Origin of the sequence: Bifidobacterium ramosum (assembly GCF_009299505.1) — a bacterium.
In the GTDB taxonomy this organism is placed as follows: domain Bacteria; phylum Actinomycetota; class Actinomycetes; order Actinomycetales; family Bifidobacteriaceae; genus Bifidobacterium; species Bifidobacterium ramosum.
The window spans coordinates 128,460-149,720 of record NZ_WBSM01000010.1 but is presented as its reverse complement, the minus strand read 5'-3'; the positions used below and the strand labels follow the sequence as shown (position 1 = coordinate 149,720).

Annotated in this window: 14 protein-coding genes and 1 rRNA gene; 2 read left to right on the top strand and 13 right to left on the bottom strand. The window is 52.0% G+C overall.

Annotation, left to right across the window (positions count from 1 at the left end):
• The 13 genes from DSM100688_RS09440 to DSM100688_RS09380 form a co-directional block, all read right to left on the bottom strand.
• Positions 1-124: ribosomal RNA gene (locus DSM100688_RS09440) — 16S ribosomal RNA — on the bottom strand; the annotation flags it as partial.
• 726 nt (positions 125-850) lie between these two features.
• Positions 851-2,266, bottom strand: coding sequence for a tyrosine-protein kinase domain-containing protein (locus DSM100688_RS09435; RefSeq protein WP_152358844.1), 1,416 nt, complete (start codon positions 2,264-2,266; stop codon positions 851-853).
• A gap of 304 nt (positions 2,267-2,570) precedes the next feature.
• On the bottom strand, positions 2,571-5,117 hold the full coding sequence (locus DSM100688_RS12120; RefSeq protein WP_170286287.1) for an InlB B-repeat-containing protein: 2,547 nt from the start codon (positions 5,115-5,117) through the stop codon (positions 2,571-2,573).
• Between the two features lie 579 nt (positions 5,118-5,696).
• Positions 5,697-7,112 carry an O-unit flippase-like protein gene (wzx, locus tag DSM100688_RS09425; protein WP_152358842.1) on the bottom strand — a complete coding sequence of 472 codons (1,416 nt, stop codon included), beginning with the start codon at positions 7,110-7,112 and terminating at the stop codon, positions 5,697-5,699.
• 43 nt (positions 7,113-7,155) lie between these two features.
• Positions 7,156-7,719 (bottom strand): LbetaH domain-containing protein, encoded by a 564-nt coding sequence (locus DSM100688_RS09420; protein WP_152358841.1) that lies wholly within the window; start codon positions 7,717-7,719, stop codon positions 7,156-7,158.
• 31 nt (positions 7,720-7,750) lie between these two features.
• Positions 7,751-8,722, bottom strand: a complete 972-nt coding sequence (locus DSM100688_RS09415; protein ID WP_152358840.1) for a glycosyltransferase family 2 protein — start codon at positions 8,720-8,722, stop codon at positions 7,751-7,753.
• Positions 8,719-9,867, bottom strand: a complete 1,149-nt coding sequence (locus DSM100688_RS09410) for a hypothetical protein (RefSeq protein WP_152358839.1) — start codon at positions 9,865-9,867, stop codon at positions 8,719-8,721. Before DSM100688_RS09410 ends, DSM100688_RS09415 begins: the two co-directional genes overlap by 4 nt.
• Before the next feature lie 15 nt (positions 9,868-9,882).
• Positions 9,883-11,022 carry a glycosyltransferase gene (locus DSM100688_RS09405; protein ID WP_152358838.1) on the bottom strand — a complete coding sequence of 380 codons (1,140 nt, stop codon included), beginning with the start codon at positions 11,020-11,022 and terminating at the stop codon, positions 9,883-9,885.
• 61 nt (positions 11,023-11,083) lie between these two features.
• Positions 11,084-12,868, bottom strand: coding sequence for a 2-succinyl-5-enolpyruvyl-6-hydroxy-3-cyclohexene-1-carboxylic-acid synthase (gene menD, locus DSM100688_RS09400; RefSeq protein WP_152358837.1), 1,785 nt, complete (start codon positions 12,866-12,868; stop codon positions 11,084-11,086).
• A gap of 26 nt (positions 12,869-12,894) precedes the next feature.
• Positions 12,895-14,037, bottom strand: a complete 1,143-nt coding sequence (locus tag DSM100688_RS09395; RefSeq protein WP_204316683.1) for a polysaccharide pyruvyl transferase family protein — start codon at positions 14,035-14,037, stop codon at positions 12,895-12,897.
• Complete coding sequence (locus DSM100688_RS09390) at positions 14,037-14,918, bottom strand: glycosyltransferase (RefSeq protein ID WP_152358835.1); 882 nt, start codon at positions 14,916-14,918, stop codon at positions 14,037-14,039. The genes DSM100688_RS09395 and DSM100688_RS09390 overlap by 1 nt, the downstream gene beginning before the upstream one ends.
• A 97-nt stretch (positions 14,919-15,015) precedes the next feature.
• Positions 15,016-16,488 carry a hypothetical protein gene (locus DSM100688_RS09385; RefSeq protein WP_239519371.1) on the bottom strand — a complete coding sequence of 491 codons (1,473 nt, stop codon included), beginning with the start codon at positions 16,486-16,488 and terminating at the stop codon, positions 15,016-15,018.
• A gap of 113 nt (positions 16,489-16,601) precedes the next feature.
• The gene (locus tag DSM100688_RS09380) at positions 16,602-17,204 is read right to left on the bottom strand and encodes an arsenate reductase/protein-tyrosine-phosphatase family protein (RefSeq protein WP_152358834.1); all 603 of its coding nucleotides are present in this window, start codon (positions 17,202-17,204) and stop codon (positions 16,602-16,604) included.
• A gap of 407 nt (positions 17,205-17,611) precedes the next feature.
• On the opposite strand from DSM100688_RS09380, the gene DSM100688_RS09375 reads away from it, so the two are divergent.
• Complete coding sequence (locus DSM100688_RS09375) at positions 17,612-19,273, top strand: sugar transferase (protein ID WP_152358833.1); 1,662 nt, start codon at positions 17,612-17,614, stop codon at positions 19,271-19,273.
• Between the two features lie 144 nt (positions 19,274-19,417).
• Positions 19,418-21,223, top strand: a complete 1,806-nt coding sequence (locus tag DSM100688_RS09370; RefSeq protein WP_152358832.1) for a DUF4012 domain-containing protein — start codon at positions 19,418-19,420, stop codon at positions 21,221-21,223.
• Positions 21,224-21,261 lie beyond the last annotated feature (38 nt).

Here is a 21,261-nt window from a genome sequence, read left to right as displayed (position 1 = left end):
GTCACGCATTACTCACCCGTTCGCCACTCTCACCAACCAGCAAGCTGGTCGGATCCCGTTCGACTTGCATGTGTTAAGCACGCCGCCAGCGTTCATCCTGAGCCAGAATCGAACCCTCCACAAAAAACTCATGAAAGAGCATCGACAGATGACTCTCAATACATATTGACGGAACATCCTATAAGGAAGGACGTTCGCACAAAAACCCCGCTCACCATCACCTGCTCTCGCAGAACCCCCGGCCGAAACGGCCAGAGGAGGCAAGCGGACTGGCAATCAAAACATTGACTCTAAAAAGTAGTACAAACACGCTCTTGAGTTCTCAAACCACCACCACACGCCGAACCAGAACCCGGAACCCGTCCAACCGGAAGGAACCGGACCGCTCAGCGGCAGCGAGTGAATAACTTACACCACCCCCGCCACCAACGCAAACCCAACCCAAACCAACCACCCCAAAACCACTGCAAACACTACCATCCATCGGCGTGTCGCAAACACCCAAAAACCAGCAAAAACCCACCCACACCACCACACAACACCAACCCAACCAACCCAAAAAACCACCAACACCGGCGTGTCGAACAACACACAACAACACACAACCAGCCAACAAACAAACACAACAACAAACAACCAGCAGCGCCACGCACGTCAGCCGCACCCGACACATCAATCACACGCGTAGATCACAGGAAAGAATCACGCCATCCACCGCGAATACAAAAAACGGACATACAGCCGATTTCATCATCTTGATCGACTGTATGTCCGTTATCAGAGATCGTCCCGGTGTCTACCGGAGATTCTTTACCAGTAAGTACCGATCCAATCGGGTGCTTACCGGCATTTACCGGTGACGGCGGTGGCTCTTCTTGCCGCCGCGCTTGCCCGCCGGCGCATCCTCGTAATAGTAGTAGTTGCTCGAATGCATCTTCTTCGCGTCGGCGAAGTTGAAGATGAAGCCGAGAATCGGCACTTCGGCAGTCTTCAGCGACTCCGCCATCGACGCGAGCTCCTTCTTTTCGACGACGCCCTTGCCGACCACGAGCACCAGACCGCCGGCCATACGGCCGAAGATCGTCGCGTCGCTCGACACCGACAGCGGCGTGGTGTCGATGATCACATAGTCGTACTGCGTCAGCGCCTGTTCGACGAGTTCGCGCATGAGATCGGAGTTGAGCAGGATGCTGGCGCTGGCCGGGCGCTTGCCGGCAGGCAGCACGTGCAGGTTCGGCTTCCAGTACTGCTGCACGACCTCGAGCGGCGACGCCTGACCGGACAGGATATGCGACAGGCCGACGTGGCCTTCCAGACCGAGCTTGTGTGCGACGGACGGGTGGCGCAGATCGGCGTCGATGAGCAACACGCTCTTGCCGTCCTCGGCGAGGGCCACGGCCGTGTTGACGGACGTGGTGGTCTTGCCTTCGGACGGATCGGTGGACGTGATAACGATGAGACGGCCGCCGGACTGCTCGCCGGAGCGCAGGAAGTCGAGGTTCGCGCGCACGCGTCGGTATTCTTCGGCGATGACGCCGTTCGGCTGCGCGACGATGGCCGGACGGGTGTCGTCCAGGGACTCGTCGTCCGGGATGCTGCCAATGGATGAGGAGTGCGTCAGATCGCGCACGTCATCCGACGTATCGACCTTGGTGTTCAGGATGTCGCGCAGCAGCGCGACGCCGACGGCCACGATGATGCCCAGCACCACGCCAGCGGCCAGATACAGCGGCACCTTCGGCGAGCTCGGCGATTCGGGAACACGAGCCTTCTTGACGACGGTGAGCTTGATCGGCGACTTCTGGCTGTCACCGGTGTACAGCGACGACGAGATCTGCTTCGACAGGTTCTGCGCGACGCTGTTCGCGATGTCGGATGCCTGCTGCGGATCGCCGACCTCGACGGAAATGTCGACCATGAACGTGTTGCTCGGGTTGGTCGCGGTGACCACTTCAGCGAGTGTGTCGGAGTCCATGTCCAGTCCGAGCTCATTGATGACCGGATCCAGCACAGCCTCGGTCTTCACCAGCTGCGGATACGTCTTGATCTGCGTGGACAGGTAAGACGCGCCCGAGCTGATTTCGGACGTGCTCAGCGACGCCGAATCGGACTGCCCGGAATAGGTGGCGAACAGCTCGGACGTCGCCGTGTACTTCGGCGGGGCCAGGAACGTATACGCGGCAACGGCTGCGAACACCACCACGAACGAGATGATCACCGATACGAGGTGCTTTCGCAGTATTTGGAACAGATCTCCGATAGTCAACGACTTCTCCATCTTCCGATATCACGACTTAGTATCTGCCCAATTTATCACCACACCCCGAACTCGTCACCAAAGTCGGCAAAGAGTCGGCACGACTTTGCCGCGCCGGTTTCAGCAGGAATTCGGTCGCCTAAAGCACGCTGCGCGACAAAAACGTCTCCGACCAAGCAGCGTATCGAGCCGCTCTCCTCATTGGAGAAACGCCGCCGGTTACGACTCCATACCGCAAAAGCAAAAGGGCTGTGGCTGATGCTCCCGCAAAAGAAGCACCATCCACAGCCCCTCAGAAAGAAGACAAATGTGATTACTTAGTTACATTGGTCTTCATGCGGTGGAGGAAGGCAGCCATATCCTGACGCACCACGTCGTTCATGCCACGGAACGTCTTGGAGCCATCCTTTTCGGTCCATCCTGCGGTCACACCGGTACGGGCGAGCCAGTTGATGTCATCCGCATGTGGGGTCTTCGCGTTCACGTCCCGGAAGGAGACAACCTTGCCTAAAGTCGGCTTCGCATTCATGTGGGTCGCGAACCGGTGGAGGAATGCGGCCATGTCCTGACGCTTCACCGAATTCATGCCACGGAACGTGTAGGAACCATCCGACTCCTTCCAACCGGTAGAGATACCAGTCGACGAGAGCCATAGAATCTCCTTGTAGTGAGGTGTCTTCGCGTTCACATCCTTGAACGGGTTCTTCGCCTTGGTCTCGTCGAACGCGGGGCTGCCGGCCAGTCGATACAGGAACGCGGCCATGTCCTGACGCTTCACCGAATTCATGCCACGGAACGTGTAGGAACCATCCGACTCCTTCCAACCGGTAGAGATACCGGTGGATGCGAGCCAGTTGATGTCGTCCGCGTGCGGAGTCTTCGTGTTCACGTCCTTAAACGTGATCTTCGCCGAAGGCTGCTGGTTCTTCGACCACTGGGCATACAAGGTGAGGTTGGCGTTTACGGCCTTGTTGAAGTCGTACTTCGATCCACCGGTCTTCGCGGTGTACCAGCCGTTGAACGTGTAGCCGGAACGGGTCGGGGCCTTCGGCTGGGTTGCCTTCGCGCCCTTCGTCACCGACTGTGATGCCACGGACGAGCCACCGTTCGAGTCAAACTTCACGGCGTACTTGGTCTGCGGTGCAGGCGCAGAAGTCACCGTAATCTTACGAGTCACGGTGGCGGTGTTACCGGCCCGGTCGGAAACGGTATAGGTCAGCGTATAAGTGCCGGCCTTGGCGGTGTTGACGCTTCCACTGACCTTGATAGAGCTGGTCAGGTCCCCGTCACGGTCGTCCCTGGCGGTTACGCCAGCCCTCGGATCGAACTTCGTGCCACTCGTGATACTGGCATTACCCACACCGGAGAACACCGGCTTGGTAGTGTCCTGAGGGATGCTGCCATATACGGAAATCTCGAAGAGACCTTCCTTTGCTGGGTTATATATAGAGCCAGATCCCTGCACGATAGGCCAATCGAGCATGGTCAGACGAACATATCGGGCCGATTGGGAATCATCAATTCTATTCGGAATGAAACCGGAAAAATGACTGGAGCTACCGTTTGCAACATCAGTATATGTTTTTCCATCGGTGGAGACGGAAATCCTGTACTTGTTATAAGTAATCGGATCCTGAATGACACGTGAGCTGAAATCAACTTCCTTGACCTTGCCCACGGTTCCCAAATCGATGGTCACCGTATATGGCTTCTTCGAATGATTAACAGCAGGGGCGTCCTCAGAATCGCTGCCATCCGTCAATAGCTTCGTATTGCCGTTCTCAGAATCAGCGACGGTGAGCCCGTAGGAGATATTCTTGCCGTTTTGCACAGGCACTGCACCATAGACGTCATCAATATCGACCTCTGGATACCATGAAGCAGCCTGATACGTCCCATTGATGGCAATCGGATTAAGACGCACAACATTACCTAGGTAAGTTTTCGCTATACGATTAGCTCCCCAGTGGCTGACAACTTCCGTATATGTAGTACGTTTCGTACCGGAATCCGTTCGCAGCCAACGGAACTGCCCGTCACTTGCGGTGGCGTTACCCAAATTAATCAAGTCAGACCAGCCGCTCGATAGATTCTTCGAGAACATGTACTTAGTCTGAGATGGGTAAGCCCCCATTGTCGCGGAACTATACAAGTAATAGTAATCACCGATCTTGTATATTCTTGGAGCCTCCCTGCGCTTGCCCTTAAGCACCGTAGCAACAAGACTTTCGGGAGCGCTCCAGTCGCTGTTCAGCTTGATAATAGCCACATCTTTATTGTTATTGGTAGCAGCGGTAATGTACATGGTTTTACCCTCAACATATGAGGTCAAATCACGCACATCAAGACCCAACGGACGATCCGCATAGGTATTTACCACACCTTTATCCGGATCGATATCGACCAACAGCAAGGCGGCACGATCATATCCGCCATTACCCTCCAAATGAGCGTAAAAGAAAGCATGACCATCGGAGGAACGCTTTATCTCAGTGGTGCCTTCAAGACGGCTGTTGTCAAGCTCCCACGCCTTTCCGGTCTTCACATCTTTAATGCGTTCATCCGTATGGCACTGGAAATAGGCGGGATGCTCAGAGTCATCAATCTGCGCAGTGAAATCCCATGTCGTAGACTGGTTGAGATAAACCGAACTTACGCCCTGTGCAGTAGTGGTCTTCATCTGGATCCAAGAGCGTCTTTGGTCAATTTTCCTTGGATTACGAATGGACCAATACTTCGCAAGCTGATCAGTGCTGGGGCAAGCATCGCCACGAATAAATTTATAACCACCATTGTTGATTGGTGTCGTATTCGCGTCTAATAGCTGCGAATCATAATATGGAGCAGTGATCTGCGCCATTGAATCCGCATTCATTTTGGGCGGAGTCACATTATCGTGCTTCGTAGAAATGTTCGTCGGGGTGAAAGTGGAAACAGTGTTAGAAGTGGCAGTCCCCAAGCTTTTACCGTTTGCATATGCGACTACATCGTATGTAACGGACGTCCCGACAGACAAACCATAATCATCGATGCTGGTACCAGATGTCGAACCTACGAGCTTTCTCCCGCTCGCGGAAACGCGATACACCAAGTATTTATCAGCTCCCGACACACTACGCCAAAAAATTTTAGCGTTATTCGCAGAACTTTCGTTGTACAGCTTAAAAACCTGAGCAGCAGATTGAAATTGCGTCTCATTCGCAGACGAAGTAGAGACAATTGCCCCTGCTCCCAACAATGTAGCGGTACCCGCTGCAACAGCAATGATGCGAGTTATGCACCGATGCCATTTATTACTAGATCCCATTAGACACCTTCATCTCTCGATGATGATAACAATCTACCGATCATGCCTTTCAATGACAATACACCATATTAAAACAGACCAGTATTATATGCATTTTAGCACATACCACATGTGGCCGAACATGGGACGGACCTATTTGCCGATGAATTTCGTCAAGCGCATCCTCCAAAACGATAATCCATTTGTCCAAAGATTGATATATGAAATTCCCATTTTCTTGCAAAGATAATGGGGCCATTTCCAATTATTATAAATAATTTGCGAAAAGGCTTGGCCAATTACAAGACCCCATTCACCCATATGAAGAGGTCCGCAAAAAATACAAACAAACACACATCCAAGAACGGCGGCAGTTATAAAACCACGCATATAGGGAATTTCATTCATGCTAATAATATAATTGCAGAAAATGGAATGTTGCTGCAGCAAGGAAAGATACAAACATAACACAGCAAATAATATATAATCAACCTTTATCCCGGGCTTAAGTAATGGCAGCAAGGGGAGAATCACTGCCATCACACCAATCGTCCCAAGCAAAAACATAATCCAATAAGTGACGATTCCGGAAGAAATAATGGACCGTTGCTTATTCACGTCGGCTTCCGCATATGCCGATTGCATAGCCGGGAAAAAAGATCGCGGATATGCCGCAGCAAAATTACATATCGCTGTCCCCAGCTGAAGCAGTACTGAATATGTGCCGGTCTGTTCGAGCGATAGAAAAATAGAACAAAGAATAGAGGTTGCCTGTGTAGATGCATATGTCGCGAGCCCCACCAAACCATCGCGCCAAGCAAGATGCGATATAGTTCCTAAAACAGACGTTATTTCCCTAAAAGAAATACAGCTATGGTCGTTAGACCTCCCGATCTCAATGTCCTTATGCTTCCGCATACGAACGATAGCATAGCCGCGTAGCACCAACGCGTTAGCAAAATACCCGATGGACGCACCCAAAAGGCCATACCCTAGAACAAGCAAAATACCGCTAATTATGAGTTGCATTATTTTGGAGATTGTTTTGGCTTGATTCTCGCCAGCAACATCACCGTAACCACGCAAACTAGCTATGGAGTACAAAAAGTACAAATTGAAGAAGGTCGCCATACAAAACAATATCCAAGCAGCCCAATGACCACCTCCCTGAACATCACCGGTGATAAAGGCAATATAAGCCGTACCTACAGTAGACAACAAAATGAGAGCAATACCCGCGATAGCACCATATATAAGTTTAGATGCACGTATAACAGTGTTCAACAAATGCCAATCGATGCTTGCACCTATCGAGGATGTTCGTCCAGTAGCGCTAAGAACACGAGCACCGCTAATGACATATACAATGTTGCGAGAAAAAGTGGGAGTAAAGCCAAATTCAAAAAGCATTGCTAAGTTAGCAATGGCTATATACACATACCATAATCCCAATTCATCACCGGAAAGGAATCTCATCAGGAGTGGAAGCAATATGAAGCCGCTGGTCATCGAAACAATCGTGCCAACATAATTCCAAACAATATCCGAACGTTTAGTCTTAAGAGCCATTACATACAACCTTATAAATTACCGGTAAAATCAGGAATACGTATCAGGGGATAGGCACAGGGGTTTCAACCGTACCTTTATCGCTAATCTTTTTCGCCGGCAAACCAGCCCAAGTAGTATTCCGCTCCTCAATGTCCTTAATAACTAAAGCCTTAGCTCCAATACGCACATGATCCGCAATAACAATATCTCCTAATGCACTACTGTCGATCATAAACTCTACTTCATTGCCGATAATTGGACTCTTATCGTGCGCCTGGGCAATCACAACTCCACTAGATAGGCTACAGTGACGACCAACTTTGGCATTTGAATTAACAATAATTCTCTCCGGATGCCAGATTACAAGCCCTTTATCAAAGACATTTAGACCAATATCGGAACAGCAAGCATGTTCAACCCTAAGATACAAGGTATAGAAAAAATAAAATAAAATAGTATGATAAATATTTCCTTTCATATTATTCTTATGATATTCACATATTCTCATCAATGTTTTAATCTTATAGATGCGATCAAATAATCTCTTTATAAGAAGGTTACTTGGTGGCTGAACTCTGCGATCTTCCCTTAGATAATCCTTCAAGTCATTCTTAGTTATTATCATGTCACTCCCAACAGTATATACAACAAACAAATCAGCGACGGAACAGATAATTAAAATACTGTAAAACCATCAGCAATATATAATTTTGATTTAACGCTATTCTTAGACGCAACCCTTGTTTTGAAATCTCTTGCTTAATATAAGGGTTAAATTTCCAATTTGGGAATCTAGCCTCAACCCACCCTCTCATCGTCTGTACACTATGTAGACCCCTTCTCCCGAAAGAGAGCTGAAAACGAGTTTCATAATTAAGAATATGATTAATTACCTGCCACTCAATTTCATCATGAAACTCCCTAAATTCGTCATCGGTAAGAACTGACAGTAGGCGGTTGAAAGCTGTTAGAACGGACAGACGCGAATCAGAATCCAATGAATGGATGACACTACCCTGATGTTTCGTATAGCGATACAGAGCATAATTCGTATAAGCTATGTATCTAGCCTTGATAACTAAAGGTAGAATGGTCGCAAGATCCTCCCCAATACACTGTCCTTCGAAAAGGAATAGCCCACCATTATCTTTTAGAAAATCTAGTCTTATAAACTGAAGCCATAATTCCGCACAATTTCTTATATATTCTCTTTTAGATACAGAATTTGTCTTACACATTTGGCCAACAATGTCACCACGGCTGTTGACAATACTCGCGCAGTATACAATGATATCATTGTTCCATAAATTGTCATTTAACATCTGATCCAAAACAATGAGATCAACAGAATCATCGCTATCAAGGAACCCAACAAACTTACCAGAAGCCTTCGAGATTCCAATATTTCTTGCATGATTCTGACCACCATTTTCCACATGAATAATCTTGGAGGAACAGGCAAATTCTATATTGTCAAGAAATTTAGCCGTTTGCTCATTTGATCCGTCATCTACTATTATCAATTCAATACGGGAATCGTCATACCTAGTGAATGGATCAAGACATTTTTCCAATAAGGGTAATGCTGTATTGTATACGGGAACTATTATGGATAATAATGTTTTCATACGAATGATCTTTCACTAACGTTTTTCAAAGAGCCTTTGGACAACCTGAACATAGCTATTAACGAAAAATTAAAGCAAACCAGAAAGGCAGAGGTCTCACAAAATGCTACCGGAACGTATAAAAGCATCCCGTAAGTATATATGGAACGCTCCTTCGTCCTCAAAAGTGTATAGAAATACATCGCATAAAAGAATACCGCAACAATATATCCAGATTCTAACATTAAATGACAAAAAGCATTATCAACAACGAATGATGTATAGCCATTATAATCAATAACAATTTTTGAATAGTCCAAGCCGAATGGAAGAACACCGAAATTCGTATAAAAATAATTTGCTAAATCCAACCTTCCAGAAAGTGCTCTATTGAGCATATTCATCCATTGAGAGCCACTATTAAAATAAACCATTAGATACAGCGAAGCAACACATTCTGCAAGAAAAATAACTGAAATAGAAGAATAGATATTTTTGAAGAAACGTTCTGTCTTACCTATGGAAAACAAGAATGATACAAAACATATAAATATAATGCAAATAGAAGAAGTTCTGGAATACGCAATAATCCAGCAGAGAGAAAATCCGAATAGATAAACTAGCGCATCAACTATCTCAAACTTTCGGAATCTTAATATCGCGAAGGCACAACAAACCACTACCACAAAAGCGGAGAACGTGTTCGGATGAGTGAAACCCATTGGATCACGAACCAGTCCCCCATCCCCAACGATAGGATAAGAGGGAATGAGACCAATTTTTGAACTTATCGATGTCACAGCAAGAATCAAGCTATATATTACGACAACAAAACGAGCGAGTCTTTTTATATCGACATCATTGGAAGCAACAGCAAAAAGAACAAGCAATAAGAAATTCCAGCTACCAGAGTAGTAAGTCGATAATCCTAAGAGAATAAATAAAGGCCATAAAAAAAATAATTTTAATCGTATCTGAGAATCTGAAAAAATTATTATAAATAAAACAATCGCACAGAATACTCTAACATATAGATAAACAGGATAAATATACAAGTTTTCAATATTTCGAAAGTTTGTTAAAGTCAATGCATTAGAAATCGCATATAAGGTAAAACATAGATAATAGAAAAAGGATGGCCTTATTTTTACATCCAATAGATTCATTTGCCTACCATCCAATCATTGCCCGTCTGCCATCAAATGTTCATAATACTGCATAAGCACTTCGGCATTATCCTTGACCGAGTATCCGCGTTCAGCAAGTAAACGAGGGTTTTGCACCAACCGATTTTCCTGCGATGCCTGATCCAGTGCCTTGACCCATTCCGATAAGTCAGCGGATCGATCGACAAACGTGCCGGTACCTGTGATATCCGACTCATGCGGTACATCCATAGAATATACGCAAGGGAGACCAGCAGCTTGTGCTTCTACGCATGACACCGGAAGTCCCTCATACAGTGATGGCATGAAAAAGACGTCGAACATTGAATATAATTGATCTATATCTTCTCGAACGCCCAGTAGCAAAACCGATGCAGCTACACCTTCATCATGAATTACCTGTTCAAGTTCAGCACGATCGGTGCCATCGCCGATAAACACCAATTTGGCATCAGGACGCCGATTCAAAAATTGTGCAAACACCTTTACCGCAAATGGGTAATTCTTCTGCTTGACCATTCGTCCGACACAGCCAATCACTGGATCGTCCAGCCCGATTCCCAACTCCGCCCGCAACCGATTCGATCGATCAGGGTTATAAGCAAACTGTTCAATCGGGATTCCGTTACGAATGACGGTAAAAGGTTTATTCCCAAAAAGGAACCTACCAGCATCTTCGGAACACGCCAACCGATCCGTCGCATATAACTTACCAATGGCGTTCAATGGCATGTTCCGCACACGGTGCAAGAACTTATCAGAGCTATTATTCAAATGGCTATGAAGAACGCGGTGCTTGATACCCGCTTTTTTGGCATCACGTAAAACGCAAAAGGCTGAATTAGGCATTTGGCAATGCACGATGTCATATTCAGACCCATGTTGTTTAAAGAAAGCTCCAACCTCTTTCACAAAGCGCAAAAAACCAGCGCCTGCATAGTTAACCGTATAGACCTTTGATCCACGCTGAAGCAAATCTTGATCATACGTTTTCTCGTGCATCATTTGACCATTTATAATGGCGTGATGCAAGAAATCATAATGTACGCGTTGTTCGTCATGATATAGAGCCATATTGTACGCGAAACGCGCCACACCCGCCGCTCTGCTCAATGATGGAACAACCTCTAAAACTCGAATCTGATTGTATTCCATAAGTACAACTCGCTAGCTCAGTCTCTTCAAATAGCTTCCTGCACTGACCTGTTATCCCTTCCTACTTCAACTTAATACCTAGTTTGTCCGCTACCTTGACTGCAGTTTCCTTGCCAATAGTGGACTTAACAATCTCTTTTGCCTCGCGTTTCATATCAGAAAACAAATCACGAGGCCGACTCAGATTGTAGAAATCATAGATAGCTTTCGAATCTGTGCTCATCTCACTAAATACTTCAAAGAAAATAGGCTTGTCAGATTCAGCAGTCATAAACTCGGGAAGTACCTTATCGTAAGACGTCTTGTCAGATGCCGTCAAATACTTGAATCCACAGGACTCCGCCCACCCTTTGGCGGTGGTATTGTGACGCGCCGTCGTATGGAGATCACTGGCCTTGTTTTGGTACATGCCGTTGTAGTAAAATTCCTCACCACCGTGGTTATTCAGCAACATGATGCGGACGTTGCTACCAATATGACGGATACGCAGTGCATTCATGTCATAGAAAAATGCAAGATCACCAATCATAAGATAGGCAGGTCTATCAAGAACAACCGCTTGCCCAAGGAATGATGAAAGGCAGCCGTCAATGCCGTCTGTGCCGATATTCGCATACGTTTTGACATCTGGCTGCAATTTGAAGAAATTCGTAAGCCGAATCGCATTGTTGATACTCATATGAATGATAGAACCAGAAGGCACCTGCGTAACAACATGTTGTACCGCATAAATATTAGACCAGGGAAATTCTTCAGGATATTTCACACTCTGTGCATATTGTTCAATCTGATGATGGTATTCAAGATCATTATGACTATCATTTCCTGCCATTCCATTGAAGAAACGGAAGAAGTATTCTGGGGTGCACTCAAATATAGTGGTCAGGCTCTTGAACAAATCACAAACATGACCATCCTCCTGAATGAGCCAATGCTCAAACTGCCCAGCATGCTTGCACAGGTCGGATTTCACCCCTTGCATCACATTGCCACCATATGAAATTACGATATCAGGAAGCAGCTCATCCGCCTTTTTATCGGAAATAAATCTGGAGTCAAAGCATACGGAAGTATTAATCGCACCTTCACATTCAACATTCGACATATACTCCATCGAAATAGAGCAATTAAACTTGCGGAAGAATCTGGTCATCTGCTTCTTCTGCTCATCCGAGACATAGCTTGATTGTCCGCAGACAACAAGAATGCGCTTTGCATGTTGCAGCTTGCGAACCTTCTCTTCCCATTTCGTAGACGAGGTCTCATGCCCAAGACGCTCAATGCAAGTGACCTTAGGCAGTTCATGTACTGGGAACGACGTGCTGTACCATTTCATCGGCACGTTGATATGGACCGGACCGGTCTGCCCATCATGGTCAAGTTCAAGCAATGCCTCGTTCACTAAACGCTGGCAGTAGATGAAGTCATCCTCTGTTTTCACCACAGGAAGATTCACCGACTTACGCACATGTCGATCGTACATACCAACCTGATCGATCATTTGATCCTCGCGTTGCCCCAGCATGGCTACATCACGATCGCCAGTCAGGACGATCAGGGGAACACCTTGATAATATGCCTCAGCAACGGGCGGCCAATAATTGCAGGTCGCCGTTGATGACGTACAAGAAATTACTACAGGCTCATGAATCTGCTGAGAAAGTCCTAGCGCAAAATATCCGGCGCTACGTTCATCAACAACTGAATAGCATTTGAAAAATGGATCCTCCTCAATAGAATGCACGAAAGGAACATTGCGGGATCCAGCCGATAGTACACAGTGGCGAATACCGCGTGCCTTAAGCAAGGCAATAATAATTTGATACGACTTAATTTCAGTAATCATGATGAACGTTTCCTTATGCGTAAAAATCAGTCATTGATTGCGGTGTGCAGGAATGCTTGGGTTTCAGCTCGCTTGGCGGCAAAGACCTGCTGAACATGCTCGTAATTGATAGGATTATCAACCACGCTGAAGTCACGATAATCCTGCAGATACTGCCCGGTCTCACCGGTCATTTCCAACAGGTTCATAATGCGGCCGCTAAAACGTCCTGGACTAATGGACACAAATTTCTTCGACAGGTTCATCGAGAATGCCGTGCCGTGGAAGGAATCCGTAACCACATACTCCGCCTGCATGAACAGCGATACGAACTGTTCGACACTGGGGCATACTATGGTATGCACACCGGCGCGACGCTCATTCACGCCATACGCGATACGATACAACGGCAGCCCCAGCTTTTCGGACAGCTTGCGGGCATACTCATCGAACTCGTGGTTCCTGTTGAGCTGGTAAATCAGAATGTACGGCTCATGCGGCACATCGTCGCTATGCAGAACCGACCAGTCATCCTTGGCCAACATCAAAGTGGGATCGATCACGGGCACTGCGCCATGAATGCCAATGGAATCGAGCAGCTCCGCGGCCTCGGCCTCACGCACGGATATGTGCGAATATTTCGACAATGCCTCACGCATGGGCTTGATCTCCCAGTCTTCCAAAGAAGACTTACCGATGCTCGCCGCATAGGCAATACGCTTCGCACCTTCCGGAGCAAAGGTCAGATAGAACGCCTTCTCAAACCCCTTGTTCCAAAGGCTATTCCATACCTGATCGCTGCCGGTGCAGTAAATGTCCGCACGAGGCGGATCCTTTTCCAATTCCTCGATGGAATAATAGGGGCGTGAAGTCAGATTCAGTTTGCTGTGACGGAATGCATTCAATGGGGCGGCCCGACGCTTGACCATACGGCTTACCGGGATACGAGCCAGCGCCTTCACTCCGGGAATTTTGAAGATGGGCATCTTCTTGGCCACCTGGCCGTTCAATGCGCGGTCGGTTTCATTCTCGGGAATGGCGTCCGCCCGATAGTAATCGACGATGGATGGCACCGCGCCCATGTCGGAGAGCACCTTCTGCGTGGCATAGGTCTGCAGACACGAACCATAATTGGGAGAATTGTGCAACGTTACCACAGCAACAGTAGGTTGGTTGTCGATTTGCGCCATCACTTGGCTCCTTTCCGGAGTAGGTGGGTATAGATGAATGAGCGAACGCCATTAGGCACCAGGCAAACGATCACATGCGGAATCGTTGATGTCAGGAATTGGGGGAAGGTAAAGTATCCACGTCTCAGCTGCGCGGTTTTGAACTTCCAGATATGAGGAAGATACGCCGGGCCGCCACGACGTCCGTAAAAATCCGCACTTACGCGCATAGCTACCAGCGGGTGATCGATATTCTCCGCATTACATCCTCGGGCCAGCATGCGGTTAAACAAATCCCAGTCCTCGAAATACAGAAAATCCGGACTGTAATTTCCGGCTTCCAGTGCCTTGGACTTCTTGAACACCATTGATGGGTGTCTAAAAGGGTTACGCTTCTTCGAAAAAGCGACAATATCGCTAAACGATACCGGCAATGTGGACGTAGCCACCGGATCGGACGGATCTTCAACGAATTCCACAATCTGCGAACCGACCATATCGAGGTTACGGTCACGCATAACGGTAAGCTCTTCCTCCATACGAGTGGGGAAAGCGTAATCGTCCGAATCCATGCGTGCAATAATCTCATTGCGGCACCGCGGTACTCCGCTCATCAAGGCATAACCGAGCCCCTGATTCTTGGGATATGCAACGATGGTGAATAAGTTCGGATGCGCATCAGTGAATTTATTGAGAACAGACTCCAATTCTGAGGAGAGCTGGCCATCTTTGACAACCACGATTTCTTCCGGCGGCACAGTCTGAGCGAGCATGCTGGCCAAGGATTCCTCCAAAAACGCAGGATCTTCCTTGATATACACACTCATGAGCACGCTATACGCCGGCAAGCGCGATAACGCAGCACCCTCTGGATCTTCTCTAGGTGTATCACCGGTCAGCACAACTTCTCCCTACTGTAGACATACGCATATCTTATCCCAAACCGGTACAACGACAATAGCGACCATAACCGGGCAAGGCCATCGGGTCGTATTCACATCAATCCGTATCCGGTTGCCGACGCGATGCAGTAAGACCTCCCCACAACAACAATGGCCATGCGTAGAATGCGTATGCTTCAAATTGGATATACAGATAGACGACCAACAGCAGCCAGCAAACCGTTCTGCGATCCCATCCCCGGCGCCGAACGATATGAATCAGTATCGCCAACGCAAACAGAGCGAGGCAGAGCACACCGAATTCAGTGATGAAGCTGGTGTAGGCGCTCATCGTAAAAGTGTCGGCGGGTGGATTGGCTAAGCCGTCAATCTCACTGTTGCCGACTCCACCACGTGCATCGTACCAACGGCGAGCGCCGGCGTAGCCGGTACGGACGGCGTCGGAGACGTTGCCGGCGCCCCAGCCGAAGAGAAGGTGCTGGAGATCATGCTTCCATGACCACATGGGGGCGAGCATGTGGAAAATGCGAGAGGACATGGAGGCATCGCCGGCAAGCAGTCCTTTGGTCAGCAGGGCATTAAGGCGGGGATCGGCGAACATGGCGATCACAGTGCCGCCGCCGACCACCGACATTCCTCCGACGAACCCCCACGTCGCCCTTTTGCTACGGAAGTTCACCGTCGCCAGCATAAAGAAGAACAGAGCCACCACGGAATCGATCACGATTCGGGTGCCGGAACCCATGGCTATTGCCCCGATCGCGAACGTCGGAATGAGCATCGCCAGACGACAGTCACGAGTCATCCAATACACCGGAAGCAGCACGCCGTACAGATGCATGCCGATATAGCTGGGCTCCGCGAACAGGAACTGCGGACGAAGCTGCCAAATGTACGTACGGTACATCATTCGGCCAAAATACGTCATTACAGAAGACTGATGCATTTGTATCGCAACAAACTGCACAACCCCTACCGCAAACGCAAACCAATACGTCGCCACGAGTACAGTCACCGCCGGCCGCCACGGCAACCGCTTGCGCACGAGCGCGATATCCAGTGATGCAAGGCATGCCAGACCGAGCAGCACCGACAGGATCGACTTGACCGCCGCCACCGGGTGCACGCCGATCGTCTGCCAGCCGTAGACCGACGTCAGGATAAGCAGCAGCGGGAACAGGAAGAACGGCAGATACGCGCGCATCGTGAAGCGCAGCACGCGCCAGTTCGTCAGCGCATAGGCGAGGAAGAACCACGGGGACAGTGGCGTCCAGTATGGCAGCGGAATGCCCAGCACGGTGCCGTCGACCGGGAGCAGCGCCAGCGCCATGAAGAACAGGATGTCGGACACGTCGCGGATTACGGAGACCGACGACATCGCGGAATCACCGGCGGCACTGCGGCCGTCGGTACCACGGATGGCCGCGTTCGGACCACTGATGTTCGCAACAGCCGCGATCTCGCGGTCGGTCATGGTCAGGTCAGCGGCAAGCCCATCGCCGGTACCGCGCTCGTCATGTGCGGCATGTGCGGGACCCGCGATCGTTGTACTCTTCAACACCCCGTTCATGGTTGCCTATGGTAACGCACGCACATGGTGGGGCTGTGAAAACAGCGAACGACGACGGTCAGACGTCTGGCGATGAGATCGGTCGGTCCCGGCTCGCAGACAGACCCCGTAGCCTACGCAGCGAAACGGGGACTGAGAAGCTGGGGACGCGCCGGGGCCTCGTTGACGCGGTAGTGCTTGCGCATGCTGGTGAGGATCTTGCGGATCGCTGCGTTCGTCTGGTCGGCGGCGACGCGGAACTTGGCGAACTCCTTGCCGTGCGGGTCCTCGATGTTCGTCGGCTCGGGGATGAGCGGGCGGATGATCTGCGAGGATTCGATCACGGACTGCAGTCGCTCCTGGATCGTCAGGCCATGCACCAGTCCATTCTGTGCACAATACTCACACATATTCGCGAACTCGTTGAGCAGGAACGTGTAGCGGATCGCGGTCGGCGCCAAGGTGACGATGTCCTTGCGCTGCTCCTTCTCGAAGCACAGGATCAGGTCGGCGGACTCCGCCATCCTGCGGGTCAGGCGTCGGGAACGGAAACCGCTCGATTCGATGCCGACGCTGTCCATCAGCCGGCCGCTCGACGGATCGATGTGATGCATCGGCAAGCCGCGCGTACCGGCGCTCGACACCTGCACGGTCGTGCCCGCCAGATAGCGCGTCAGCAACAGCTCGCCCATGGGAGAGCGGCAAATGTTGCCCGTGCACACGAACATGATATGCATGCCGTTCCGTCCTTCAATCATCGCCCAGCACACGTCGCTGGGGCACAACCTATCTGCCGAATCACCTTACTAGGAATGGAGGGCATAACACAAATCGCCGCGCTGCCGTTCGCCGCCGTTTTCCCGCCCGACATATGATCCCGAACATACGCTGAACGCTACCTGAACGAACCACCCTTGAGCCGGATCCCCCCACCGCCGTATAGTATGTGAACAGTGGAAATGTAAGGATTCAACATGCCCGGCGAGCAGTACGGGCCTTCGGCATGTCGAACCGCAAGACAACGCTTCCTCGTTCCGCGCGACTACGTGGAGGGGGGGGAGGGAATGAAGTGATGCCAACCTCGCAGCCGAATCAGGGTATACCGCAACCGCCCACGGCAACGCCGGCCACGCAGGAGATACCCATGCGAGCCCCCCGAACCATCGCCATCCAACACACCGCGCCGACCGACGCGACCGCCACGGCCCCCGGCACCGCCGATCAGGATGCCGGCGGCACGGCTCTCGGCACCGCGGCACCGCAACCCACGTTCTTCGACGGCACCTACGGATCGAACGCCGAGGCCGGCGACGTCAAGACGAAGTTCTCCTCGATCCCCCGTTGGCGGTTCGTCTACAACACGGCGCTCGTCGTGCTCGACGCGGTCATGATGCTCGCCGCCTATACGCTGGTGCTGATCATCCTGCCGAACGTACACGCCACCGTCGAAGGCAGCCTCGCCGGCGGCTCGGTGCAGACCGGTCTTACGTTCGCGCTGGTCTGGGTGCTGTGCCTGCTGTTCGTCAAGAGCTACGAGCGGCACACCATGGGCGAAGGCTACGCACTGTACACCAAACTGATGACCGCCGCGCTGGCCAACTTCATCGTCCTGTGCTCCGTCGCCTACTTCTTTGCCCAGCCGTACCCGCGCTGGCTCGTCGGCCTGTCGTGCATCCTCAGCGGCGTCTTCACGATCATCGAACGCTGGCTCATGCGCCGCAGCCTGCACCGCAACCGCAAGAAGGGCGAATACAACTATCCGACCGTGATCGTCGGCTCGCCGGACGGCATCTGCAAGACCATCGACAAGCTCAGCACCGACAACGGCCTGTCGATGGGTTACGCGCCGTTCGCAGTCTGCCCGATCGAACGCGTCGGCAACGAGAACGATCCGGACGCGCCGCAGCATCTCATCTCCGTGCCGTTCGCGCCGCGCAACGAGCACGAGGAGACGATGCGCGTGCTCACGCTCAACTCGCATCTGGCGCAGACCGCCAAGCATCTCGGCGCGAACGTCGTGCTCGTCGCAGACGTGCTCACCCGCGACTCCGAAACCATGCGCACGCTGTCGCTGGCCGTGGAATCCGCCAACATGGAGCTGGCGCTGTCCGCCTCGGTGGCCGACCTCGGCGGCGGCCGACTGGTGATGCGCAACAACCCGTCCATGCCGATCCTGTCGGCCAACCTGCCGCAGTACTCGTGGACGACCCGCCTGCTCAAGCGCACGCTCGACATCCTCGGCTCGCTCGTCGCGCTCATCCCCGGCGGCATCCTCATCGGCCTCGCGGCCATCGCCATCAAGCTCGAGGACGGCGGCCCCGTGTTCTACAAGCAGGAGCGCATCGGCATCTACGGCAAGCCGTTCCACTGCCTGAAGATCCGCTCCATGCGCGTGGACGCCGACAAGATGGACGCCGAGGTGGCCAAGGCCGCCGGCGTCGAGCTCGGCGCCACGTTCAAGGTGAAGAACGACCCGCGCATCACCCGCGTGGGCAAGTTCATCCGCAAGACCTCCATCGACGAGATCCCGCAGTTCATCAACGTGCTGCGCGGCGACATGTCGCTCGTCGGCCCGCGCCCGCAGCGCCAGTACGAGGTCGACCAGTACTCGTCGCTGTATTCGACGCGACTGCTCGTGCGCCCGGGCATCACCGGACCGTGGCAGATCGGCGGCCGCAACGACCTCAGCCAGGAGGATGCCGAGTTCCTGGATGTCAATTATGTGGAAAACTGGTCGGTGATGACGGATATCGCCATCCTGATCAAGACCGTTGGTGTAGTGTTGCGCGGAGACGGCGCTTACTGATCGCGTCTTGATTGACGCCGACATTGCAGAATGTGGAAGGGCGGTTGCCGTTAGGTACGGCGGCCGCCCTTCCGCGTATGCGTGCACATATTACGCCCGCAGTACCAGCGCCCGGAGAAGATCGTCATCGCTTGAGGAGGTCGCATGTCGTCACGTCATGCCCGCAATCGCGCATTCAATTCGTCACATGCTCGCGCCATCCCGAAACAACGGCACATCGGCCGCTGGATCGCGCTCGTCATCATCCTGCTGGTCCTCGCCGCAGCGGCCGCGGCCGGCACTGCCGGACTGAAACTCTACCGGTCCGCGATGAGCGCGAAAGGACACCTCACCAAGGCGATCAGCACCGCGCAATCGCTCAAGGACGGCGACCTGACGACGTCGCTCACCAACCTCGACGGCATCATCGGCACCATGCAAACCGAAACCGCCGCAGCCAAGCAGGACCTGTCCGACCCGTTGTGGACGATCGCCGAAAAGGCACCCGTCTACGGCACCGACATCAAGTCCGTCCGCACGGCCGTCGACACGCTCGACGACTTCGCGCAGACCACGCTCCCCCAACTCAAAACCGCCGCGAATACACTGCTCAAATCCAACCTGTCCGACGGCAACGGCGGACTCAACCTCGAGCCGATCATGGCCGCCAACAAGCAGTTCGCCGCCGCCAACAAGACGCTGACCGCACAGGCCAAGACCATCGACGACCTGCCGGATGCCAAGCTCAGCGTCATCCAGAACGCTCTGTCCAAGGGCAAGACGCAGCTCACCAACATCTCCGGCAAGGTCGACCAGCTCACCGGCATCCTCAACATGCTGCCGAACTTCCTCGGCGTCAACGGCGCGCGCAACTACGTGATTCTCGCGCAGACCAACTCCGAAATCCGCGGCGCGGGCGGCATGGCCGGATCGGTCGGCTCGTTCAGCGCCGATAACGGCAAGATCACCGTCAACGAGTTCCATCCGAACGCCGAATTCCATGGCAACGCGACCGATCAGATCGGCGATGGCCAAGCCACGCTGTTCTCCGACCTGTACTTCGGCACCGCGATCCACAACATCACGTCCACGCCGGACTACCCGCAGGTGGCGCGCATGGCCAGCGAATTCTGGCAGCAGCAGTCGTTCGGCGGCGCATCCGACGGCGTCATGAGCCTCGACCCGGTGGCACTGCAGGCCATGATCGGCGCGACCGGACCGGTGACGATCAACGGCACCACGTTCGACGGCACCAATACCGCCGAATTCCTGCTCAACAAGGTGTACATCGACATCCCCGTCGCGCAGCAGGACTCCTATTTCACCGGCACCGCGGCACAGGTCATCGCGAACATGTTCAGCAACATGGACGCGACAAAGATGATGAAGCTTGCCAAGGCGATGATGGACATGGCCGAACAGCGGCATTTTTACTTCTGGTCGTTCCACGACGAGGACACCGCCACGCTGCGCAGCGCAGGCGTGACCGGCGAGATCACCAGCGACGCGAAGAACCCGGTCGTCGGCATGTACCTCAACGAGATGTACGCGTCGAAGATCGACTGGTACGTGGACCGTAAGACCACGGTGCAGAAGACCGGCACCACGGCGGACGGCGGGGCGACGTACCACGTCACGACCACGTTCACCAACCGACTGACGGCCGCGGAGAACGCGTCGCTGCCCTCGTACATCAACCTCAACACGCCGAACGGCACGGCGGGCGACCGCGTGATCCTGTTCGCGCCGACCGGCGGGTCGATCACGAACATCAGCGCGTCGAACGGGGCCGGGTTCACCGAGGTGGCCGCATACGATCGCAGCACATATCTGGGGCAGCTCGATATTCCGGTCGGCACGACGATCACGCTCGAGTACGACGTGACAACGGGGGCCGGGGCGGCGGATCTGCAGTTCGACCAGACGCCGACGTGCACGAGTGATCCGGGCGTGACATATCAGGGGTTCTGACGGTTCGTTGATTGGAGCTGACGAACCGATGACCTCGC

What these genes read in the sequence shown, in the direction of transcription:
- DSM100688_RS09415 (WP_152358840.1), bottom strand. Translation starts at nt 8,722, where the DNA reads ATGAAAACATTATTATCCATAATAGTTCCCGTATACAATACAGCATTA.
- DSM100688_RS09370 (WP_152358832.1), top strand. Translation starts at nt 19,418, where the DNA reads ATGTCGTCACGTCATGCCCGCAATCGCGCATTCAATTCGTCACATGCT.
- DSM100688_RS09420 (WP_152358841.1), bottom strand. Translation starts at nt 7,719, where the DNA reads ATGATAATAACTAAGAATGACTTGAAGGATTATCTAAGGGAAGATCGC.
- DSM100688_RS09380 (WP_152358834.1), bottom strand. Translation starts at nt 17,204, where the DNA reads ATGCATATCATGTTCGTGTGCACGGGCAACATTTGCCGCTCTCCCATG.
- menD (WP_152358837.1), bottom strand. Translation starts at nt 12,868, where the DNA reads ATGATTACTGAAATTAAGTCGTATCAAATTATTATTGCCTTGCTTAAG.
- DSM100688_RS09405 (WP_152358838.1), bottom strand. Translation starts at nt 11,022, where the DNA reads ATGGAATACAATCAGATTCGAGTTTTAGAGGTTGTTCCATCATTGAGC.
- DSM100688_RS12120 (WP_170286287.1), bottom strand. Translation starts at nt 5,117, where the DNA reads ATGGCGCAGATCACTGCTCCATATTATGATTCGCAGCTATTAGACGCG.
- wzx (WP_152358842.1), bottom strand. Translation starts at nt 7,112, where the DNA reads ATGGCTCTTAAGACTAAACGTTCGGATATTGTTTGGAATTATGTTGGC.
- DSM100688_RS09385 (WP_239519371.1), bottom strand. Translation starts at nt 16,488, where the DNA reads ATGAACGGGGTGTTGAAGAGTACAACGATCGCGGGTCCCGCACATGCC.
- DSM100688_RS09395 (WP_204316683.1), bottom strand. Translation starts at nt 14,037, where the DNA reads ATGGCGCAAATCGACAACCAACCTACTGTTGCTGTGGTAACGTTGCAC.
- DSM100688_RS09375 (WP_152358833.1), top strand. Translation starts at nt 17,612, where the DNA reads ATGCGAGCCCCCCGAACCATCGCCATCCAACACACCGCGCCGACCGAC.
- DSM100688_RS09410 (WP_152358839.1), bottom strand. Translation starts at nt 9,867, where the DNA reads ATGAATCTATTGGATGTAAAAATAAGGCCATCCTTTTTCTATTATCTA.